This window comes from Pseudomonas fakonensis (assembly GCF_019139895.1).
Taxonomy (GTDB): domain Bacteria; phylum Pseudomonadota; class Gammaproteobacteria; order Pseudomonadales; family Pseudomonadaceae; genus Aquipseudomonas; species Aquipseudomonas fakonensis.
Window position 1 is genome coordinate 2,752,667 of record NZ_CP077076.1, and the last position, 21,237, is coordinate 2,773,903.

Here is a 21,237-nt window from a genome sequence, read left to right on the forward strand (position 1 = left end):
ACACTCCTCGACTGGAGCGGGCTTCGCTCGCGCTGCAAAACCCTTGTCCCTGCTGCTCGGGCTCGGCCCGCTGTATGCCCAGGGCGCGTTCCTCGACGACAGCAAGGCCAACCTGACCTTTCGCAACTTCTACTACAACCACGACCTGCGCGATTCGACCAAGCCTGCCCAGTCGAAGCTGGAAGAGTGGGCTCAAGGCTTCATTCTCAAGGGCGAGTCGGGTTATACCGACACGACGGTCGGGGTGGGTGTGGACGTGTACGCAGGTCTGGGCCTGAAGCTCGACTCGTCGCCCTCGCGCAGCGGCACCGGGCTGTTGCCGGGAGCCTATGACCGTGCCGGCGGGCCGCGCAATGCTGACCCGCGCTCGGTGGACGAGTTCTCCGAGGCCACGGCGGCTGTCAAGCTCAAGTACTCGAAGAGCGAGCTGAAGGTGGGCGGGCTGTTCCCGAAAATTCCGCTGGTCAGTTCTGGCGACGCGCGGCTGCTGCCGCAGTTCTTTGAAGGGGCGATGCTGGATATCCGCGAACTGGACAACGTCGATATCGGCCTGGGCCAGATGCGCAAGGTCAATCAGCGAGAGTTCGCTGGGGCCCGGGATATTCAGGTGGGTAACTACTACAGCGTGTTCAGCGACCGCTTCGATTACCTCGGTGGCACCTGGCGCGCCACGCCGCAGACCTCGCTGGGGGTGTGGACCGGTCGTCTGGTGGATGTCTACCAGCAAACCCTGTACACCGGCACCCACACCTTCAAGGCCGGCGACTGGAACCTCTCCGGTACGCTCAATTACCTCGACACCGGCGAATCCGGCAGCGAAAATGCCGGCCAGCTCGACAGCCGCATGACCTCGGCGATGCTCAGCGCCAACCTGCGCGCCCAGACCTTCCGCCTTGGCTACCAGTACAACGCCGGTGGCAGCGCCTTGCCGTTCATCCACGACACCGACTTGCCCGGGGTGGCCAACGCTGTACAGGTGCTGCGCTTCGACCGTGCGCAGGAGCGCTCCTGGCAGGCCCGCTACGACCTCGACTTCGCTGCCCTTGGCGTACCGGGGCTGACGGCATTCGCCCGATACGTGAAGGGCGACAACTTCAAGGTGGCCGGCGAGGACGGCAGCGAATGGGAGCGCAACCTGGACATCACCTACGTGATCCAGAGCGGGCCACTGAAGAACCTGGCGCTGCGCTGGCGCAACGTCGAACTGCAGGGCGATGCCACCGGCCGGCGCGATGAAAACCGGGTGATCATCGCCTACACCTTGCCTTTGCTCTGACCTGGAGGATTGCCCGTGGTATCCCGTCCGCTCGACCCTGCCATGCAGGCCTACATCGACAACAGCCAACGCTTCGCCCCGCGTGACGACAGCCTGGCGGCCCGGCGAGAAGCCTTTCTCGCCGCCTGCCGTGCCTGCACGTTACCGCGGCCGCTGGGCTGGCAGGTGGACGACATAGACCTCGCGGGCTTGCGCCTGCGCTGTTACACCCCCGCGGGCGAAGTGCCGCCCGGGGGGTGGCCGACGCTGTTGTACCTGCACGGCGGCGGCTGGGACCTGGGCAATCTCGACACCCATGACTGGTTTGCCCATGCCCTGATGCAGCGGGTGCCACTGGCGATCGTTGCCGTGGAGTACCGGCTGGCGCCGGAGCATGCCTATCCGGCGCCGCTAGAGGATTGCCTGTTAGCATGGCGCGGTTTGCGCGCGGGGCTTGTCGACCCACGCCTCAGTACGTCGTGCCTGATGGTAGCGGGGGACAGCGCAGGGGGCACGCTGGCTGCGGGCCTGTGCATGGCTTTGCGTCGTGACGGGTTGGGGCAGCCACTGGGCCAGTTGCTGGTGTATCCGGTACTCACGGCTCGCCACGACTTGCCATCGATGCGCGAGCAGGCCGAGGCACCGATGATGACGGTGGCGGGGCTGATGAAGTCATTAGCGGGCTTCGTGCCTGAAGCGCTGCAGCGTAATGATCCCTGCGCCATGCCGCTGGAGGCTGAAGACTTCGCTGGGCTGGCTCCGGCGTTGGTGCTGGTGGCGCGGGTCGACCCGCTGTGCGATCACGGGCTGGCCTACGTCGATGCGCTGGCGGCGGCGGGAGTGGCGGCCCGAGCCTGGGTGGGCGAGGGCATGGTGCACTCAAGCCTGAGGGCATTCGGAGTGGCCGAAGTCGAACAGGCCTGGGATCACATGGCGGCGCAGCTGCAGCGCTGGGCTGGCGATTGACGCGCGCAGCCCTCAGGTGCTTTCGCGAACCACCAGGTTGAAGCCCACATCCTCCACCTGTTGCCCACGCCCCAGGCTGCCTTCGATTCGCTGCAGCAGCAACTCCGCCGTACGTAGGCCAATGCGCCCGCCGTCAACATTCACCGTGCTCAGGCGCGGGTGGGTATGCGCGGCGAATTCCAGGTTACCGAAGCCCAGCACCGCCAGGTCCTGAGGCACCCGCAGGCCGTTGGCCTGGGCCTCGGCCATGACCCCCTGGGCGAGCAGGTCGATGCTGCAGATCACCGCATCCATCGGCACCCTGGACGCCATGAGTCGAGCCATGGCTTCACGGCCGTGACCCATGTTCACCGGCACTGCTTCGAGCTCGCAGGCGACCACTTCAACGCCAGCGGCGCGCAGGGTATCGACACACGCCCGGCGCCGTTGGGTGGCGCGGGCGTCGTCGCTCCAGACCAGGCCCACGCGGCGGTGGCCGCGTTCGACGATGTGCTCGGCCATGGCCTGGCCAACGGCCTCGTGGGAAAAACCGACCACAGTGTCGATCGGGTCCTGCGTCAGCTCCCAGGTCTCCACCACCGGAATGCCACGGGCGATCAGCTTTTCCCGCGCTTCAGGGCTTTGCAGCTGGCGGGTCAGCACGATGCCGTCAGGGCGGCGGGCGAGGATCGCATCGATCAGTTCCGCTTCACTGCTGTTTGCCAGGTCTGACTGGCTGAGCAGCAACTGGTAGCGGGCCGTGGCTAGGCGCTGGCCAAGCTGGGTGATGGTGTCGACGAAGGCACGGTTGGCGATGTTCGGCACCACCACGATGACCAGCCGACTGCGCTGCGAAACCAGGGCGCCCGCGAGCATGTTCGGCACATATCCGGTCTTGCGGATGGCATTGCGCACCTTTTTCTGGGTTTTCTCCGACACCAGTTCCGGCCGGTTGATCACCCGGGAAACGGTGATGGGCGAGACCTTGGCCATCTTCGCCACGTCATCGAGGGTGGCAGGGGCAGCCAGCAGTGGTTTCGGATCAGCGACGGTAGCGGGCGTTTCCAGCATGGGGGCCTCTGGACGGGAGCTTTGAGCATGTTGCCGATTCTACCGGAACGGCGCGCGTTTTTTTGCATTTCCTGCTCATTCCCAATGCATGGGAATTCACTGCGAACAGCGATTTGCAAAGCCCACCAGCTCAGGCCTAGGATTAATGACAGCGCTGTCATTTGATAGCGCTGTCATTGGTCGGAATCAGCTCTTCAAAAGGGCTGCGAGCTGCCAGAATCCGAAGCAGGTGCCGGTGCAAGGCCCTGCACGACGCCAATAAAAACAATGAGGCAACCGCGATGCACAATCACGACACCTACGCCGCCGGGCCTGCCCCTGGCGCCGTGGCCGCGTCCACCACGGCTACCCGCTATCGTTATTTGATCCTGGCCCTGATCACCATGGTCCTGGCCCTGAGCAGCGGTGATCGCGCCGCCCTGTCGGTGGCCGGTTCCGACATGAGCAAGGAGCTCGGCATCAGCTCGGTGGAAATGGGCTACCTGTTCTCGATCTTCAGCTGGGCCTACGTGATCTTCCTGATCCCTTCCGGCTGGCTGGCTGACCGCTTCGGCTCGAAGAAAACCATGGCCCTGGCCATCTGCGTGTGGTCGGCATTTACCGTGTGCATGGGCCTGGTGCACTTCGTCGGCATGATCGTGCCGCTGCTGCTGGCTCTGCGCTTTCTGCTGGGTGTGGCCGAGGCGCCAGTGGGGCCGGCCTCGACACGGGTGATCGCGTCCTGGTTCCCGTCGGCAGAGCGGGGCATGGCCGGGGCCATCTTCAACAGTGCGCAGTACATCTCGCTGGCGTTCTTCACCCCGTTCATGGGCTGGCTGTGCTACGCCTTCGGCTGGGAATACGTGTTCATCGTCATGGGCATCGTCGGCTTCGGCATCGCCGCGATCTGGTGGAAAAACTACTACCTGCCGGTCAGCCACCCAAAGATGAATGGCGAGGAACTCGACTACCTGCGCAAGGGTGAAGCGCTGGTCGACCTCGAAGCCCAGGCCTCGCTACCCAAGGAAAAGCGCCGCAGCTCGCTGGCGGAAGTCGGCCTGCTGTTCAAGAGCCGCATGCTGATCGGCATGTTCATCAGTCAGTACTGCGTCAGTGCGGTCACCTGGTTCTACGTCACCTGGTTCCCGATCTACCTGGTCAAGGAGCGTGGCTTCGACATTCTCCAGGCTGGCCTTGTCGCTTCGATTCCGGCCCTGTGCGGGCTGATCGGCGCGGTGTCGTCGGGCTTCTTCTCTGACTACCTGCTGCGCCGCACGAAGTCTCTGAGCATTGCCCGTAAAACGCCAATCATCACCGGCGTGCTGCTGAGCTCGACCATGATGCTGTGCAACTACGTCGATGCGCAGTGGTTGGTGATCGCGGTGATGAGCTTGGCGTTCTTCGGCAAGGGCTTCGGCAACCTCGGTTTCAGCGTGGTGGCCGACACTGCCCCGCGAGAAATGATCGGCATGACCGGCGGGGTATTCAACGCCCTGGGCAACACTGCCGGCATCGTCACACCGGTGGTCATTGGTTACCTGCTGCACTCCAGCGGCTCGTTCAACAGTGCACTTATCTATGTCGGCGTCCACGGCTTGCTGGCGGCGTTCTCCTACCTGGTGATCGTCGGCCGCATCCAGCGCCTGCAACTTTCCGACCTGACTGGCAAATCTTCCAACGCTCAATGACTCCGAGGACGATTTCATGATCGAAAGCAACGTCTACATCGACCCGAAAATCGCTGCCCTGCAACCTGGCGAAGCGACCACCGACAGCATCGCCTGGATCAAACTGTCGTACACCGTGCTGCCGCTGGGCGCGCCAATCAGCGATGCCAAGGTGCTGACTGGCCGGCAGAAGCCGCTGACCGAGATTGCCTTCATCTTCGCTGAGATCCGCACTCGCGAGGGACATGAAGGCATCGGCTTCGGTTACTCCAAGCGCGCCGGCGGCCCGGGCATGTACGCCCACGCCCAGGAAATTGCCCCGACCTTGCTGGGCGAGGACCCCAACGACATCGCCAAGCTCTACAACAAGCTGCTCTGGGCCGGTGCCTCGATGGGCCGCAGCGGCCTGACCACCCAGGCCATCGCGCCATTCGACATTGCCCTGTGGGACTTGAAAGCCAAGCGCGCCAGCCTGCCATTGGCCAAACTGCTCGGCGCCCACCGCGATTCGGTGCAGTGCTACAACACCTCCGGCGGCTACCTGTCGACGCCGCTGGAAAAGGTCCTGGAAAACGTACAGACCTCCCGTGGCAACGGCATTGGCGGCATCAAGATCAAGGTCGGCCAGCCGGACACCAGCATCGACTTCAAGCGTGTGCAGGCGGTGCGCGAGCAACTGGGCGAAGGCTTCCCGCTGATGGTCGACGCCAACCAGCAATGGGACCGGGTCACCGCCCAGCGCTTCTGCCGCAAGCTCGAACAGTTCGACCTGACCTGGATCGAGGAGCCGCTGGACAGCGCCGACGTCGAGGGCCACGCCGCCTTGGCCGCGTCGCTGGACACCGCCATTGCCACCGGCGAAATGCTCACCAGCTTCAACGAGCACGCCCAGCTGATCACTGCCAACGCCTGCGATTTCATCCAGCCCGATGCGCCGCGGGTCGGCGGTATCACGCCGTTCCTGCAGATCATGAACCTGGCCAGCTTCAAGGGCCTGAAGCTGGCGCCGCACTTCGCCATGGAGATCCACCTGCATTTGGCAGCAGCGTACCCCGAAGAGCCGTGGCTAGAGCACTTCGAATGGCTCGAGCCGATGTTCAACGAGCGCCTTGAGCTGCGCGAAGGCCGCATGTGGGTGCCTAACCGCCCAGGCCTGGGCTTCTCCCTCAGCGAACAGGCCCTGGCCTGGACCCAGCACAGCGTCGAGTTCGGCAAACGCCCTTGAGCAAGCCATGGCGGTGGCGCTTGTGTCGCCACCGCCATGTGTGACAACACCCATAGGAAAACACCATGAGTCACCGTGAAGTCAGCCCTGTCATTCGCCTCGATGCCGCCGACAATGTCGTGGTCGCGCGTATCGAAATCCCTGCCGGCACCGCCATCCCCGGTGAAGGTGTCATCACCCAGCAAGCTGTGCCGCTGGGGCACAAGGTCGCTGCCCGGCTGATCGCCAAGGGCGAGTCGGTGCTCAAGTACAACACGGTGATCGGCTATGCCGCCGAGGACCTGCTGCCAGGCACCTGGATGCACAGCCACAACATCGCCTTCGGCGAGACCGACCGCGATTACCGCTACGCCCTGGACTATGTACCCACCGACCTGCTGCCGGCCGAGCAGCGTGCGACTTTCCAGGGCATTGTCCGCGAGGATGGCCGCGTGGCCACGCGCAATTACCTCGGCGTGTTCGTGGTCGGCAACTGCGGCGCCACGGTGGCGCGCAAGATCGCCAACCACTTCGACGAGCGCCGCCTGGCCGGCTTCCCCAACATCGATGGCGTGGTGCCCTATGTGCACGAAATCGGCTGCGGCATGGAAATGACCGGCGAGCCGATGGACCTGCTGCGTCGCACCATCGGTGGCTACATCAAGCACCCCAATACCGTGGGCGCGGTGGTGATCGCCCTGGGCTGCGAGCGCAACAACATCCACGGCTTCTTCGAGCAGGAAGGGCTGGTGGAAGGTGACATGCTGAAAAAGTTGGTGATCCAGGACGTCGGCGGGGTGAAGAGTGCCACCGACCAGGGCATCGCGCTGATCGAAGGCATGCTGCCCAAGGCCGACCAGGCGCGGCGTCAGCCGGTGTCTGCCGAACACCTGATGATCGGTATGCAGTGCGGCGGCTCCGATGGCTTCTCCGGCCTCTCGGCCAACCCGGCGCTGGGCGCGGCGGTGGATATCCTGGTGCGCCATGGCGGCACCGCGATCCTTTCGGAAACCTCGGAGATCTTCGGCGTCGAGCACACCCTGACCGCCCGTGCCGCCACCCCGGCTGTGGGCCGCAAGCTGATCGAGCGCATCGAGTGGTGGCTGGAGTACAACCGCGGCCGTGATACGCAGATCAATGGCCGGGTCAGTCCCGGTAACAATGCCGGTGGCCTTGCCAACGTGCTGGAAAAATCCCTGGGCGGCGCGAAGAAGGGCGGCAACGCGCCGCTGATGGACGTGTACGAGTATGCCCACCCGGTGAAAACCCACGGCCTGGTGTTCATGGACACCCCCGGTTACGACCCGGTCTCGGCCACCGGCCAGATCGCCGGCGGTGCCAACCTGATCGCCTTCACCACCGGCCGCGGCTCGTGCTTCGGCTCGGTGCCGGCGCCGACCTTCAAGCTGGCCAGCAACTCGCCCATGTACCAGCGCATGAGCGATGACATGGACATCAACTGCGGGCAGATCATCGACGGCGACAAGACCATTGCCCAGATGGGCCAGGAAATCTTCGAGCGCCTGCTCGCCCATGCCTCGGGGGAGGCGACCAAGAGCGAGCTCAACGGCCTGGGCGAGGATGAATTCTGCCCGTGGCAGATAGGCGTGCTCGCCTGAGCACCGCGCTGCCTGCATCGCCGGCAAGCCGGCTCCTACAGGCCCTGCGCGCTCCCATGTAGGAGCCGGCTTGCCGGCGATTGGGCCCTTGCAGACAACACAACAATAACGGCCGCACTTGCGCCTGGCCGAATGGAACAGTCATGCACAAAAACAACAAGATCCTGCCTGCTGCTTTACTGCTGTGCTTTACCCTCCCGGTTCACGCCGAAGGCTTCCTGGACGACAGCCAAGCCTCCCTGAAAGCCCAGAACTTCTACCTCAACCGCGACTTTCGCGAAGACGCCGGCATCTCCAAACGCGAAGAATGGGCCCAGGGCTTCATTCTCGATTTCCGCTCCGGCTACACCCCCGGCACTCTCGGTTTCGGCGTCGACGCCCTCGGCATGCTTGGCCTTAAGCTCGACTCAGGCCCGGGCCGCAGTGGCACCGGCCTGCTGCCGGTGGGCGACGATGGGCGAGCCCCGGACCAATACAGCAAGTTCGGCCTGACCTCCAAGGCGCGCCTGTCGAAGACCGAGCTGAAGATCGGCACCCAGTTGCTCAAGTACCCGACCATTGCCTCCAGCACCGGGCGCATCCTGCCGCAGACCTTTCAGGGCGGAGTGTTGACCTCCAAGGAACTGGACAGCCTGACCTTCACCTACGCGCAGATCGACCGCACCACCAAGCGTGATTATTCCCATACAGAGGCCATGAGCCTGGTCAACAAGAACCGGCGTTTCAGCGGCACGCCCGAGGCTGATGACTTCCGCATGGGCGGCGTGGACTACGTGGTCAACCCCAACCTGAGCCTCAGCTATCAATATGGAGATCTCGACGAGATCTACGGCCAACACTACTTCGGCCTGCTCGGCAGCACCGCGCTGGGCCCCGGCAAACTGGCGCTGGATGCGCGCTACTTCATCAGCGACGACAAGGGCGAGGCGCTGGCCGGCCCGGTCGACAACCGCACGCTCAATGTGCTGCTCAGCTACAGCCAGGCCGGGCATACCCTAGGCGTCGCCTATCAGGGGCTTTCCGGCTCCACGGCCATGCCTTACCTGATCGGCACCGATGCCTACCTGACCAACTACATGATGGCCGCCGACTTCATGGAAACCGGCGAGCGCACCTGGCAGCTGCGCTACGCCTACGACTTCGTTGCCCTGGGCATTCCGGGACTTACGTTCTCGACCCGTTACAACCATGCCGATCATGCAAACCCGGCCACCTTCGCCGGGGAAGGGCGTGAGTGGGAGCGCGATACCGACCTGGGATACACCATCCAGTCCGGACCGCTGAAGAACGTCAACGTGTTGTGGCGCAACGCGGCGCTGCGCTCCAATTACCAACGCGATATCGATGAGAACCGGCTGATCGTGAGCTACACCTTGCCGCTGTTCTAATCGCTCAGGTCATGTACGAGGAGTGGCCGCCGGGTATTGGCGGTGTGGCCGGTAAAGACTTTTACCGGCCTGTTTTTTTGCACCACCAGGTCGCCGACCCTGGGTGTAGGCGAGCTGGACGCAGCCGTGGCAGACTTCGCGGTTTAAGTAACGGGGTATTTCCAGGTGGACAAGACCGACCGTCGCCAGGGCATGACCGACGTCGCCGAACGGGCGGGTGTCAGCCTGAGCACCGTGGACCGGGTATTGAACGAGCGCGGCAGCGTGTCCGACGCCAAGCGGCGCAAGGTGCTCGACGCAGCCCGGGTGCTGGGCCTGCGCCGTTTGTTGCCATCGGCAGTGCACGGCCTGCTGCGGGTCGACCTGCTGATGGTCGACAGCCCCACCGACCATTACCGGCGGCTGGGTGAAGCTTTCGAGCGCCAGGCGCGCATGCACCGCTCGCGGCTGGTGCTGCAAAAGCATATCTGGCAGGAGAAACACCCCGAGCAACTGCTGGCCCTGATCGAACAGCCCCGCCTGCGCCGTCAGGGGCTGGTGGTGGTGGCCCAGGACACGCCGCAGATTCGTGACGCACTGGCCGCACAGATCGCTGCCGGGGTGCCGGTGGTGCTGCTGACCAGCAGCCTGTCGGAACTGGCCGGCGCCACCTATGCCGGCATCGACAATCACATGGCCGGGCGCGCGGCGGGGCGGCTGATGAGCCAGGCGCTGGCGGGTCGCGAGGGCGAGGTGTTGCTGATCACCAATTCGCTGCTGTACCACGCCCACCAGCAACGGGTGGCAGGGTTCGTCGAGGTTATGGCGCGGCAGTTGCCGCACATGCCGGTGAGTAGCCCGGTGCAGTGCCACGACGACCACCCGGCCAATACCCGGGCCATTGACGCATTCCTGGCCCAGGGGCGCACCTTGGCTGGGCTCTACACCAGTGGCAGCGGTACCGACGGTGTCGAGCGGGCCTTGCGCCGGCATGGCGTGCGGCCGGTGTGGATCAGCCATGAGGCCACCGAGCAACACGCCGGGCTGCTGAAGGAGGGGCTGCTGTCGCTGGTGATCGACCAGGACCCGCAGGGCCAGGCCGAGGCGGCGATCCAGCAGGTGCTGTTTGCCAATGGCGACCTCGACGCGCCACCCCAGGTGAAGGCGCAGCTGCGGATTGTCATCGACGAAACGCTGGGTTCTTGAGCGCCTTGCAGTCCTTAGGCGAAGCAAGGGGGGGCTTTGCGGGCGTGCGGGCTGCGGGTAGTTGCGCCGTACCGGCAAAGGGCATTTGACGCAAACACGTCAAAATGCCCATGGCGCGTCAGCCTGTCGCACCCTAGACTGGCCTCGCCGTAATCGGCAGGTTGCCAGGTTCACTCCCCCAGTACACCGCGTTTTTCGTTCATACGCCCAGATCCCCATCGCCCCCGACGAGCCCGTCCGTGCCCGCCGTGTGCCTTTGCGCGCCCGAAATTCCGCGACCTGCCGCACGGCTCCCCCGTGATAGTCGATAAGGAGAACTCCATGAAACGTAGGGACGCCTTGCGTTCAATGGGTGCGCTGTTCGCCGCCGCAGGCCTGGCCAAGGTCGGTGCGGTGGAACTCAAGTCGGTGCCGCCGGAAACCGGCCTGAACCGCGAAATGCTGCCATCGCCGGTGATGAGCGGCGGCCAGGGCAATGTGTTCAAGGGCCAGGCCCGCGCCACCCTGACTGCCGTGTTCGACCGCCTGATTCCCCATGACGAGCTGGGTGCCTCGGCCAGCGAGGCCGGCTGCGTCGACTACCTCGACGCGCAGATGAACGGCCCCTATGGCGAGTCCAAGGACCTGTACCTGGAGCGCCCATTACAGGCCGACGAGTCTGCGCTGATGGGCCTGACCATCAGCCTGCGCACCCGCCGCGACTACACCCTGGCCGGCCTTGCGTTCATCGACCAGCACGCCCGCCAGCTGCACGGCCGCGCCTTCGCCGAACTCGACGGCGAGCAGATGGACGCGATCCTGCGCCAGCTGGACGAAGGCCGCCTGGACTGGGAAGGCGCCGGCAGCGGCAGCCGCCTGTTCGAATTCCTGCTGCTCAGCGTACGCGAAGGCTACTTCGCCGACCCGCTCTACGGCGGCAACCGCGGCATGGTCGGCTGGAAGCTGGTGGGCTTCCCCGGCGCCCGCTACGACTACCGCCAGTACATCGACCGTCGCGGGCAGGACCTGGGCCTGGCGCCCATCAGCCTGATCCCGGTGAGCTGAGGCCAGAGGAAACCAACATGGCAATTACACGTAAAAAAGCTGACGTAGTCATCGTCGGCCTGGGCTGGGCCGGCTCGCTGATGGCCGAAGAACTGACCCGCGCCGGGCTGGAGGTGGTCGCCATCGACCGTGGTCCTTGGCTCGATACTTCCACCGACACGCCACCGGCCGTCGACCCCGACGAGCTGCGCTGGACCATCCGCCGCGAACTGCTGCTGCAGCCAGGCGACTACACCCTGACGTTCCGCAACCACTCCGGCCAGACCGCGGTGCCGACCCGCGAACTGAAAGCCTTCCAGATGGGCAAGTCGGTGGGCGGCGCGGGCTTCCACTGGGCCGGTATGGCTTGGCGTTTCTCCGAATGGGACTTCCGCGTACGGTCGGCCACCCTGGAGCGCTACGGCGCGAGCAAGCTCAAGGGCCTGGAGCAGGTGCAGGACTGGGGCATCACCTACGCCGATCTGGAGCCGTTCTACGACCGCTTCGAGCGCATCGCCGGCATCTCCGGTATTGCCGGCAACCTCAACGGTGAATTCCGCCCCGGCGGCAACCCGTTCGAAGGGCCGCGCAGCCGTGAGTTCCCGACGCCTGCGCTGAAAGATTCGCGACTGATGCAGATGTACCGCGACAGCACCGCGCAGATGGGCCTGCACCCGTTCTACATCCCGGTGGCCCACGTTGGCGCCGCCTACGTCAACCCGCTGGGCGTGAGCATGGCGCCGTGCACCTACTGCGGCTACTGCATGTTCCATGGCTGCGGCAACTACTCCAAGTCTTCGCCCCAGGCCTGCGTGATCCCGGCGCTGATGCGGCGCAAGAACTTCACCCTGATTACCCAGGGTTACGTGACGAAGATCCACAAGGCCGAAGACGGCAAGACCGCCACCGGCGTCAGCTACTTCGACGAGCAGGGCCGCGAGGTCATCCAGCCGGCCGACATCGTCGCGCTGTGCTCGTTCACCTACGACAACGCCCGCCTGATGCTGCTCAGCGACATAGGCAAACAGTACGATCCGGTGAGCCAGACCGGCACCATCGGCCGCGCCTACAACTACCAGACTTGCGCAGGCGCCCATGTGTGGTTCGAGGATGAAACCCTCAACCCGTTCATCGGTGCCGGCGGCCTGGGCATCCAGGTAGACGACTACAACGGCGACAACTTCGACCACAGCCAGCTCGACTTCATCGGCGGAGCCGGTTTGCTGACCGTGTCCCGCGAGGGCATGCCGATCGGTCGTGCAGGGCTGTTGCCGCCGGGCAGCCCGCGCTGGGGCAAAGGCTTCAAGCAGACCTACAAGGACAACTACCAGAACTACGGGATCATCTTTGGCCAGGGTACCTCGATGCCGGCCCGCGATGCCTACCTGTCGCTGGACCCCAACTACAAGGACCGCTGGGGCACGCCGCTGCTGCGCATGACCTTCGACTGGAACCAGAACGACCGCAACATGGCGCGTTTCATCGAACAGCGTGCCGTCGACATCGGCAAGAAGATGGGCGCCAAGCACGTGCACACCTTCAACTCTGCTGCCAAAGCGTGGAGCCCGTACGACGAGAACTCCAACCACACCCAGGGTGGCATGGTCATGGGCGAAGACCCGCGCACCAGTGCGGTCAACACCTACCTGCAGAGCTGGGATGCACACAACGTGTTCGTGGTCGGCGCTTCGGCGTTCCCCACCAACGCCGGCTACAACCCCACCAGCACCGTGGGCGCCCTGGCCATCCGCACGGCGCGGGCGATCCACGAGAAGTACCAGCACAACCCCGGTTCCCTGGTGTGAGGCCTGCCATGATCAACAAGAAAACCGCACTGATCTGCGGCGGCGTGGCGGCCCTGGCCGGCGCCGTGATGCTCGGCCTGGTGATCCAGGCCAACTCCACGGCGCGCTCGCAGGTGGCCGATGACAGTGTGCGCTTGAGCGACTTCAAGTCCACCGACGCGGCGCTGGTCAAGCAGGGCGAATACGTGATGCGCGGCGCCGACTGCGCGGCCTGTCACACTGCCAAGAGTGGCGACTTTGCCGGTGGCTATGTGATCGGCACGCCGTTCGGTGACATCCAGTCGTCGAACATCACTCCAGACCGCGAAACCGGCATCGGCAACTACACCCAGCGCGACTTCTTCAACGCCGTGCGCCAGGGGCAGGGCCGCCATGGCCTGCTGTTCCCGGCCATGCCGTACACCGACTACACGCGCATGAGCGACGATGACCTGCGTGCACTGTGGGCGTTCTTCAGCACGATCGAGCCGAAGGCGCACAAGGTAGACGAACTGGCCGGCATGAACTTCCCGTTCAACCAGCGCCTGCTGATGGCCGGCTGGAACTGGATGTTCTTCGACAACAAGTCGTACGTCCCGGACCCGGCGCAAAGCCCCGAGTGGAACCGGGGACGCTACCTGGTCGATGGTGCAGGGCACTGCGCTGCCTGCCACAGCCCGCGGAACTTGCTGGGCGGCCCGATTCCCATGAAAGCGCTGCAAGGTGGGCTGGTGGGGACGTGGTTTGCGCCGAACATCACCAATGACCCCCATCAGGGCCTGGGCGACAGCAGCGTCGAGCAGGTCGTCGACTACCTGAAGACCGGCAGCGACGGCGTGGCCGTGGCCAGCGGGCCGATGGCCGAAGCGATCGAGAACTCCACCCAGCACCTGAACGACGCTGACCTGCGTGCCATTGCCGTGTACCTCAAGTCGCTGCCTGGCAACCCACAACCGGCGCCGGCTGCGCTGGTGACCAGCGATGCGCGCATGCAGCGTGGCGGGCAGGGCTATGAAGTGCATTGCTCGGCCTGCCACGGCACGGCGGGTGAGGGTGTGAGCCACATGATCACCGGCTTTGCCGGCAACAAGGCGATCCTCGCGGCCAACACCGACACCTTGACCAGCGTGGTGCTGGGCGGAGCGCGGGCGGTGCATACCCATACCTACGTCACCGGGGCGGGGATGCCGGCGTTCGACTGGAAGCTCAGCGACGCCGAGATTGCCGACATTCTCACCTTTGCGCGCAACAGCTGGGGCAACAGTGCGCCGGCAGTGACGGCGGAGGAGGTGGCGAAGATGCGTAAGCAGCTCGACCTGCCGCAGCAGATGCGCGCCAGCGTTCAGTAGTCAACCTGTCCCGGCCTCTTCGCGGGGCAAGCCCGCTCCTACAACGTATGCACAATCCCTGTAGGAGCGGGCTTGCCCGCGAAAGGGCCGGAACAGCCAGCACACCAATAACAAAGAGAACCCCATGCTTACTTTCAAACATCGGGCCTTGCTCGCCGCCATGGTCTGCACCTCAACGGCCCATGCCGCCGACCCTTTCGCCAGCAATTCCCCTTGGGCCCTGGGCGACTGGAACGGCGCTCGCAGTACCCTGGCCGAGCAAGGCATCGACTTTGAATTCGCCTACGTCGGCGAAATCGGCGCCAACCTCGGCGGTGGCTACAACAACGACCGCAGCGCCAGCTACAGCGACCAGTACTCGCTCGGCGCCCGCTTCGACCTGCACAAGCTGCTCGGCTGGCACGACGCCCGCTTCCAACTGACCGTGGCTGACCGCAATGGCGACAACATCTCCAACGACCGCGTCGGTGACCCGCGTGTCGGTACCCTGAGCTCGTCCCAGGAAGTCTGGGGGCGCGGCTCGCACTGGCGCATGACCCAGCTGTACTACCAGCAGGCGTTCTTCGACCGGCGCCTGGACATCAAGGCCGGCCGCTTCGGCGAAGGCGAGGACTTCAACAGCTTCGACTGCAACTTCCAGAACCTGACCTTCTGCGGCTCGCAGGTCGGCAACTGGGGTGGCATCTGGTACAACTGGCCGATCACCCAATGGGCGCTGCGGGTCAAGTATCAGCTCACCCCCGAGCTGTTCGCGCAAATCGGTGCGTACGAACAGAACCCGTCCAACACCCAGAACGACAACGGCTTCAAGCTCAGTGGCAGCGGCACCGAAGGCGCGGTACTGCCTGTCGAACTGGTCTGGCAGCCGCGTATCGGCGGCCTGCCGGGTGAGTACCGCGCAGGCTATTACTACAGCAGTTCCGATGCCAAGGACGTGCTCAAGGACAGCAACGGTCAGCCGGCCGTGCTCAGTGGTGCGGCTTATCGCAGTGCCTCGAGCAAGCACGGCGTGTGGCTGGGGGCGATGCAGCAGGTCACTCGCGAGGCAAGCGATGCGTCACGCGGATTGAGCCTGTTCGCCATGGCCACGGTGCATGACAAGAAGACCAGCAAGGTCGACCACTATGTGTCGGTCGGCGCGGTGTACAAGGGGCTGTTCGCGGCGCGGCCGCAGGATGACATCGGGTTGGCATTGTCTGAAGTGCATGTGAACCCGGCGTATCGCAAGAATGCAGCACTGACCAATGTGGCCAATGGTGTCGACGACTACGATGACCCGGCATACCTGCCGGTACAGCAAACCGAGTACAACGCCGAGCTCAACTACGGCATTCACCTGGCCGACTGGCTGACGGTGCGGCCGAACCTGCAATTCGTCCGGCACCCAGGCGGGGTTAGGCAGGTGGACGATGCCTGGGTCGGAGGGCTGAAGGTACAGGCGACATTCTGATCGTCATCACCTGTGCAACAACTGCTGGGCCCCGGCCGTGGCCTGGGCGCGCAGGCTGGCCAGATCCACGCCAATCAACTGGCCTGCGCGCTTGACGATGCGTCCGTCGGCGATGACGGTGTCGACATCGGCAGGGCTTGCCGACTGGACGATGCACGCCAACGGGTCGTTCACCGGGAACATCCCCAGCCTGCGGCTGTCGACAAGCGCGAGGTCGGCGCGCTTGCCAACGGTGATCGACCCCGTGTGTTTGCCGATGCCCATGGCATCCGCTGCACCTTGGGTGGCCCAGTGCAAGGCGTCGCGAGCCGTCATCAACTGCTCATCTGCCGAGGTACCGATGGCCAGGTTCAGGCAGGTCTGCATGAGCATGAACGGGTTGGCATTGCCCCCCAGCACCAGGGTGTCGATGCCCAGTGTCACGGGCAGTTTGGCCCGTTGCAGCGCCGCCACCGGCGGCAAGCCGTAGCCCACGCGCATTTCCGTCAACGGCGTGATGCACACCGTGGCGCCGGATCGGGCGATGCTGGCCATGTCTTGCTGGTCGGCATGGGTGGCATGCACCAGCTGCACCGTAGGGCTCAGCAAGCCGCGACTCTCCAATTGCTGGATCGCCTTTTTCTCCTGCATCTGACGGGTTACTGCGATGTGCGTAGAGACTGGCAGCGACTGCGCCCTGGCGAAGGCGAACTCCTGCTCCCAGATGGCCGCCTCGGTGCGCTCGGGGCCGCGAATGGCCAAACCGAGGTCGATACGCGTGTAGTCGGTACCCTGCAACTGCGTTTGCACCCGCTGGATATCCTTGAAGTCCATGGGTGCAGTGGCCGCCAGATCCTGAGCATACCCATACCAGAGCCGTGCGCGCAGGCCGCTGGCGACCAGTGCGCGCAGTTCGGCCTGGGCGTATTCCGGGCTGCGCAGGTTGTGCGACCAACTATTGACCGTGGTGATCCCGGCATGCACCGCCTCGGCCAGCCCCAGGCGCACGCTCAGTTCGTTCAGCGCAGGTGTGAAGCGTTTGCTTGTGGTTTGCTGCGAGGTGAAGAAGGGTGGACCGCCCGGCACCGGTGCACTGTTGCGGAGCAGGCTGTTCCACAAGTGCCAATGGCTGTCGATGAGGCCGGGGATCAGGATCATCCCGCTGGCGTCGAGCACCTGTGCGCCGTTGATTGGCAACTGTTGGCCGATCGCGCGGATGGTGCCCTGGTCAATGAACACATCGGCTCGCGCCAAATCCCCCAGTACAGGGTCCATCGTGACCACGGTGGCGTCACGTATCAGCAGGGGTTTTGCCTGTTCGGCTGATGGTGCAGAGGCAAAGCTTGGAAGTGCCAGGCTGGCGCTTGCACAGGCGCCTAGCTGCAGTAGCGTTCGGCGGTCGATGGCCATCGCGTATCCTCCAGGGCAGTAGATGTTTCCTTTCAGTAAGCAAGAAAAGTACTACAGCGAGGTCAGGAGGGGCCTTAGAGTTGTTTCTTTATGTGAAGGCAGGGCAAGATTTTTGTAGGCGGCCGAAGAACATCAGCATTGGGTCGTCTGCCACTAGCCAGTGATGTCTACTATCGGCCTTCAGTTCGGAGATTTTTGTGCTTTACGACATTACCAGCCTGGACCTTTTCATCACCGTGGCGCAGGAGCGCAACCTGACACGTGCGGGGCGCATCAAGCATATGGCGGTTTCGGCGATCAGCAAGCGGATCAGCGAACTTGAGCTGCAGATCGGCTCACCGCTGCTGTTGCGAAACGCACGGGGCGTCGAGCTCACCCCGGCGGGGCAGTCACTGTTGTTTTATGCCCGGCAACTGAAGCAGACCATGGCTCAGCTCGACAGCGAGCTCAGCGGCTACGCCAGTGGAGTCAAAGGGCACATTCGTATCCACGCAATCACTTCTGCGCTGTCGCAGTTCTTGCCTCAGGATGTAGCCAGCTTCGCTGCGCTCTACCCGCAGATCAAATTCGATATCGAGGAGCGGGTGGGGTCGGCGGTGGTTCGAGCAGTGGCCGATGGGCGGGCCGACCTAGGCATCATTGCCACGCAGACGGCCAGCGAAGGGCTAGAGAGCTTGGTCTATCGGCATGATGAGCTGACCGTGGTGGTGCCTGGCGGACATGAGCTGACGACGCGCAAATCAGTGGGTTTCAAAGAGTTGCTGGAGCATGAGCTGGTCGGTCCGCATCTGGAAAGTTCGGTACACGCGCTGCTGACCTCCGAGGCTGCCAAGCTAGGGATGACCCTGAAATTGCGTATCCGCATCAGCAGTTTCGATTGTATGTGCCGTATGGTGTCGAACGGGCTCGGCATCGCCGTGTTGCCGCGCAGTGTCGTCAGTCAGTATCAGCGCAGTCACAAACTCAAGGCCGTGACCCTCGACGAGCCCTGGGCGCAGCGCACCTTATCGTTGGTACTGCGCAAGTACGATGCTGCCACGCCAACCCTGAAAACGTTCATTGATCACCTGCGACTGACTGGCTAAAAGCTGTATGAGCGTTCTCGGATGGAGAACGCTGCTATGGCGATTGACCAATTTTCATACAACGTACCTGCTCTTAGTATCGGCTTATCCACCGCATTGGCCCCTGCTTGGCCAGTTCGGTGAACACTATAAGAAGCCGAGCGATATGAGCATGACCGAGACTGCCTGCAACCTCTACAGCCCCCTCGTGATCAACGACGAAACTTTCACCATCGTCGACTTGAGCAAGATGCTCGATCACGCCCAGCTGGCCAAGTTGCCGTATTCCATCCGCATCCTCCTGGAGAACGTGGCGCGTTGCTCGCCCCAGGCATTGCCGTCGGTGCTGGAGCGTGCCGTTGGCCAGGGGCCGGATTGCGAGGTGCCTTTCCAGCCAAACCGACTGATGTTCCATGACACCACTTGCCTGCCAGCCTTGGCCGACTTTGCCGGCATGCGCGACGTGGTTGCCGAACTCGGTGGTGACCCCCAGGCGATGAACCCGCTGATTCCGGCCGTGCTGACCATCGACCACTCGGTGATCGTCGAGCGTTATGCCGAGGCCGATGCGGTCGAGCAGAACCTGGACATCGATTTTCGCCGCAACAGTGAGCGCTACCGCTTCATCAAGTGGGCGCAGAAGAGCCTGGACAACTTCGGGGTCATTCCGCCGGGCACCGGCATCATCCACCAGATGAACATGGAAGCCCTGGCCCAGGTGGTCTGGGAAAGCCGCGGCGAACATGGCGAACGCCTGCTGCACCCTGACGATATGGTCGCTACCGACAGCCACACTCCGATGATCAACGCTATCGGTGTGCTGGGTTGGGGCGTCGGCGGCCTGGAAGGGCAGGCAGCCATGGTGGGTGAGCCGGTACCGATCAGCTTCCCCAAGGTCATCGGCATCCGCGTGACCAATGCCTTGCGCCCCGGTGTGACCGCAACCGACTTGTCGCTGCATGTGGCCGAGATCCTGCGCAAGCGTTCGGTGGTCGGCAAGTTCGTCGAGTTCACCGGCCCAGGCCTGTCGACGCTGAGCTGGGCTGCCCGTGGCACGGTATCGAACATGGCGCCGGAGTATGGCGCGACGGTCGTGTTCTTCCCGTTCGACAACGAAACCCTGGCTTATCTGGAACTCAGTGGCCGCTCTGCCGGCCTGCGCGATCAGGTCGTCGCCTACATGAATGCCCAGCCACTGTGGCGTCGGGACGAACTGGCAGAGCCTGAGTTCGATGAGCTGATTCATCTGGACCTTGCCAGTATCGAGCCTAGTGTCGCCGGCCCGCATCAGCCGCACCAGCGTCAGCCTCTGTCCAGCGCTGCAGCCTCGTTCCGTGACGAAGTCATGGGCGGCGGCAAGCTGATCAATGCGCCGCAGGAGCAGAGTTTCCTGGAGCCGTCCTTCGGCCAACCGATTACCCACGGCGCCGTGGTGATGTCGGCCATCACCAGTTGCACCAACACCGCCAACCCGGCGCAAATGGTCCAGGCTGGCCTGCTGGCGCGCAAAGCTCGTGCCTTGGGCATCGAGCGCAAGCCATGGGTCAAGACCTCGCTGTCGCCGGGCTCGCAGGTGGTGGCTGACTACCTGGCAGAAGCCGACTTGCTGGAAGACTTCTGCGCCCTGGGCTTCGACCTTGCCGGGTTTGGTTGCATGACATGTATCGGCAACTCCGGCAAGTTGGAGGATCATGTCGAAGCCTTTGCTGACCAAGGGCTCAAAGGCGTGGTGGTGCTGTCGGGTAACCGTAACTTCGAAGGGCGGGTGAACCCCAAGGTTCCAGCGGGTTACCTGGCGTCGCCGGCACTGTGCGTGGCCTATGCCATCGCTGGCACCATCGACATTGATCTGGTGTCGCAGCCGCTTGCCGACGATGCTGCTGGGCAGCCGGTCTACCTGCATGACTTGATGCCCTCCGACGCCGAGGTCGCTGCCCAGGTGGCGCGCGTGGTCAAGCCTGAGTTCTTCAAACAACGCCTGGCCACCGTCTGGGACGGCACCCACCACTGGCAGGCGCTGTCTGCCGAAGGCAGCGTGCAGTTCCCGTGGAGCCCCGAGTCCACTTACCTGCGCCGCCCGCAGTACCTGGCAGGTATCCAGGCGGAGCCCAAGGCGTCGCTGGCGATCAGCGGTGCGCGGACCTTGATGGTGCTGGGCGACAACGTCACCACCGACCACATCTCTCCGGCGGGCGCGATTCCTGCTGGCAGCCTGGCGGGCAAGTGGCTGCTCGAGCGTGGTGAAGATCCACAGGACCTCAACCAGTACTCCACCCGCCGCAGTAACCACGAAGTGATGCTGCGGGGCGCCTTCACTAACAAGTCGGTGAAAAACCGTCTGCTGGGTGATCAGCAACCAGGCCTCGGTGCCTGGGCCTGGAATGCCGATCACAGTGAGTGTCTGCCGTTGTACGAAGCGGCCAAGAGCTATGCCGCGCAACACACACCGATGGTGGTGTTCGCCGGGATCAACTATGGCGCCGGTTCCAGCCGCGACTGGGCGGCCAAGGCGCAGGCACTGTTGGGTGTGAAAGCGGTGATTGCACAGAGCATCGAGCGCATCCACCGCAGCAACCTGATCGGCATGGGCGTGCTGCCACTGGTGTTCCAGCCAGGGCAGAGCGTCGACGACCTGCAGCTCGACGGTTCCGAGCAGTTCGACTTCGTCGGGCTTGATGACTTGGTCGTGGGGCAGAACCTGATCAGGTTGATCATCCGCCGCCTCGACGGCCGTTGTGATGAGGTCGGCGTGATTGCTCGCATCGATTCGCAACAGGAAGTGCGTTACCTGAACAACGGCGGCGTATTGCCGTACGTGATCCGCAAAGTCGTCGCTCGTACCCGGCGCTGACGTTGCACCGGCCC

15 protein-coding genes are annotated in these 21,237 nt (G+C 63.9%); 13 read left to right on the forward strand and 2 right to left on the reverse strand.

Going from position 1 to position 21,237, the window contains the following annotated elements; genetic code table 11:
* Nucleotides 1-43: 43 nt before the first annotated feature.
* On the forward strand, nt 44-1,276 hold the full coding sequence (locus KSS94_RS12415; RefSeq protein WP_225935877.1) for an OprD family porin: 1,233 nt from the start codon (nt 44-46) through the stop codon (nt 1,274-1,276).
* A gap of 15 nt (nt 1,277-1,291) precedes the next feature.
* Nucleotides 1,292-2,221, forward strand: coding sequence for an alpha/beta hydrolase (locus KSS94_RS12420; RefSeq protein ID WP_225935878.1), 930 nt, complete (start codon nt 1,292-1,294; stop codon nt 2,219-2,221).
* Nucleotides 2,222-2,233: 12 nt separating this feature from the next.
* On the opposite strand, the gene KSS94_RS12425 is transcribed toward KSS94_RS12420, so the two are convergent.
* Nucleotides 2,234-3,271 carry a LacI family DNA-binding transcriptional regulator gene (locus KSS94_RS12425; protein WP_217843264.1) on the reverse strand — a complete coding sequence of 346 codons (1,038 nt, stop codon included), beginning with the start codon at nt 3,269-3,271 and terminating at the stop codon, nt 2,234-2,236.
* Between the two features lie 281 nt (nt 3,272-3,552).
* Here KSS94_RS12425 and KSS94_RS12430 point away from each other — a divergent pair, with 281 nt between their 5' ends.
* From KSS94_RS12430 to KSS94_RS12470, 9 genes are all read left to right on the forward strand, one after another.
* On the forward strand, nt 3,553-4,938 hold the full coding sequence (locus KSS94_RS12430) for an MFS transporter (protein ID WP_217843265.1): 1,386 nt from the start codon (nt 3,553-3,555) through the stop codon (nt 4,936-4,938).
* Nucleotides 4,939-4,954: 16 nt separating this feature from the next.
* Nucleotides 4,955-6,142, forward strand: coding sequence for an L-talarate/galactarate dehydratase (locus KSS94_RS12435; protein ID WP_217843266.1), 1,188 nt, complete (start codon nt 4,955-4,957; stop codon nt 6,140-6,142).
* 65 nt (nt 6,143-6,207) lie between these two features.
* Complete coding sequence (locus KSS94_RS12440) at nt 6,208-7,740, forward strand: UxaA family hydrolase (RefSeq protein WP_217843267.1); 1,533 nt, start codon at nt 6,208-6,210, stop codon at nt 7,738-7,740.
* A 143-nt stretch (nt 7,741-7,883) separates the two neighbouring features.
* Nucleotides 7,884-9,128 (forward strand): OprD family porin, encoded by a 1,245-nt coding sequence (locus tag KSS94_RS12445; protein ID WP_217843268.1) that lies wholly within the window; start codon nt 7,884-7,886, stop codon nt 9,126-9,128.
* Nucleotides 9,129-9,293: 165 nt separating this feature from the next.
* Entirely contained in the window at nt 9,294-10,313 is a 1,020-nt protein-coding gene (locus KSS94_RS12450) for a LacI family DNA-binding transcriptional regulator (RefSeq protein ID WP_217843269.1), read from the forward strand.
* A 321-nt stretch (nt 10,314-10,634) separates the two neighbouring features.
* Entirely contained in the window at nt 10,635-11,357 is a 723-nt protein-coding gene (locus tag KSS94_RS12455; protein ID WP_217843270.1) for a gluconate 2-dehydrogenase subunit 3 family protein, read from the forward strand.
* A gap of 17 nt (nt 11,358-11,374) precedes the next feature.
* A complete protein-coding gene (locus tag KSS94_RS12460; RefSeq protein ID WP_217843271.1) occupies nt 11,375-13,141 on the forward strand; it encodes a GMC family oxidoreductase in 1,767 nt (588 codons plus the stop codon).
* 8 nt (nt 13,142-13,149) lie between these two features.
* Nucleotides 13,150-14,469, forward strand: a complete 1,320-nt coding sequence (locus KSS94_RS12465) for a cytochrome c (RefSeq protein ID WP_217843272.1) — start codon at nt 13,150-13,152, stop codon at nt 14,467-14,469.
* Between the two features lie 160 nt (nt 14,470-14,629).
* Nucleotides 14,630-15,919: a carbohydrate porin gene (locus tag KSS94_RS12470; protein WP_437180012.1), complete on the forward strand. Its 1,290-nt coding sequence runs from the start codon at nt 14,630-14,632 to the stop codon at nt 15,917-15,919.
* A gap of 6 nt (nt 15,920-15,925) precedes the next feature.
* On the opposite strand, the gene KSS94_RS12475 is transcribed toward KSS94_RS12470, so the two are convergent.
* Nucleotides 15,926-17,308 (reverse strand): amidohydrolase family protein, encoded by a 1,383-nt coding sequence (locus tag KSS94_RS12475; RefSeq protein ID WP_217843274.1) that lies wholly within the window; start codon nt 17,306-17,308, stop codon nt 15,926-15,928.
* Nucleotides 17,309-17,505: 197 nt separating this feature from the next.
* Between KSS94_RS12475 and KSS94_RS12480 the strand changes: the two genes are divergently transcribed.
* Together KSS94_RS12480 and acnA are read left to right on the forward strand one after the other, a co-directional pair.
* Complete coding sequence (locus tag KSS94_RS12480) at nt 17,506-18,393, forward strand: LysR substrate-binding domain-containing protein (protein ID WP_217843275.1); 888 nt, start codon at nt 17,506-17,508, stop codon at nt 18,391-18,393.
* 151 nt (nt 18,394-18,544) lie between these two features.
* Entirely contained in the window at nt 18,545-21,223 is a 2,679-nt protein-coding gene (gene acnA, locus KSS94_RS12485) for an aconitate hydratase AcnA (RefSeq protein WP_217843276.1), read from the forward strand.
* Nucleotides 21,224-21,237: the final 14 nt, after the last annotated feature.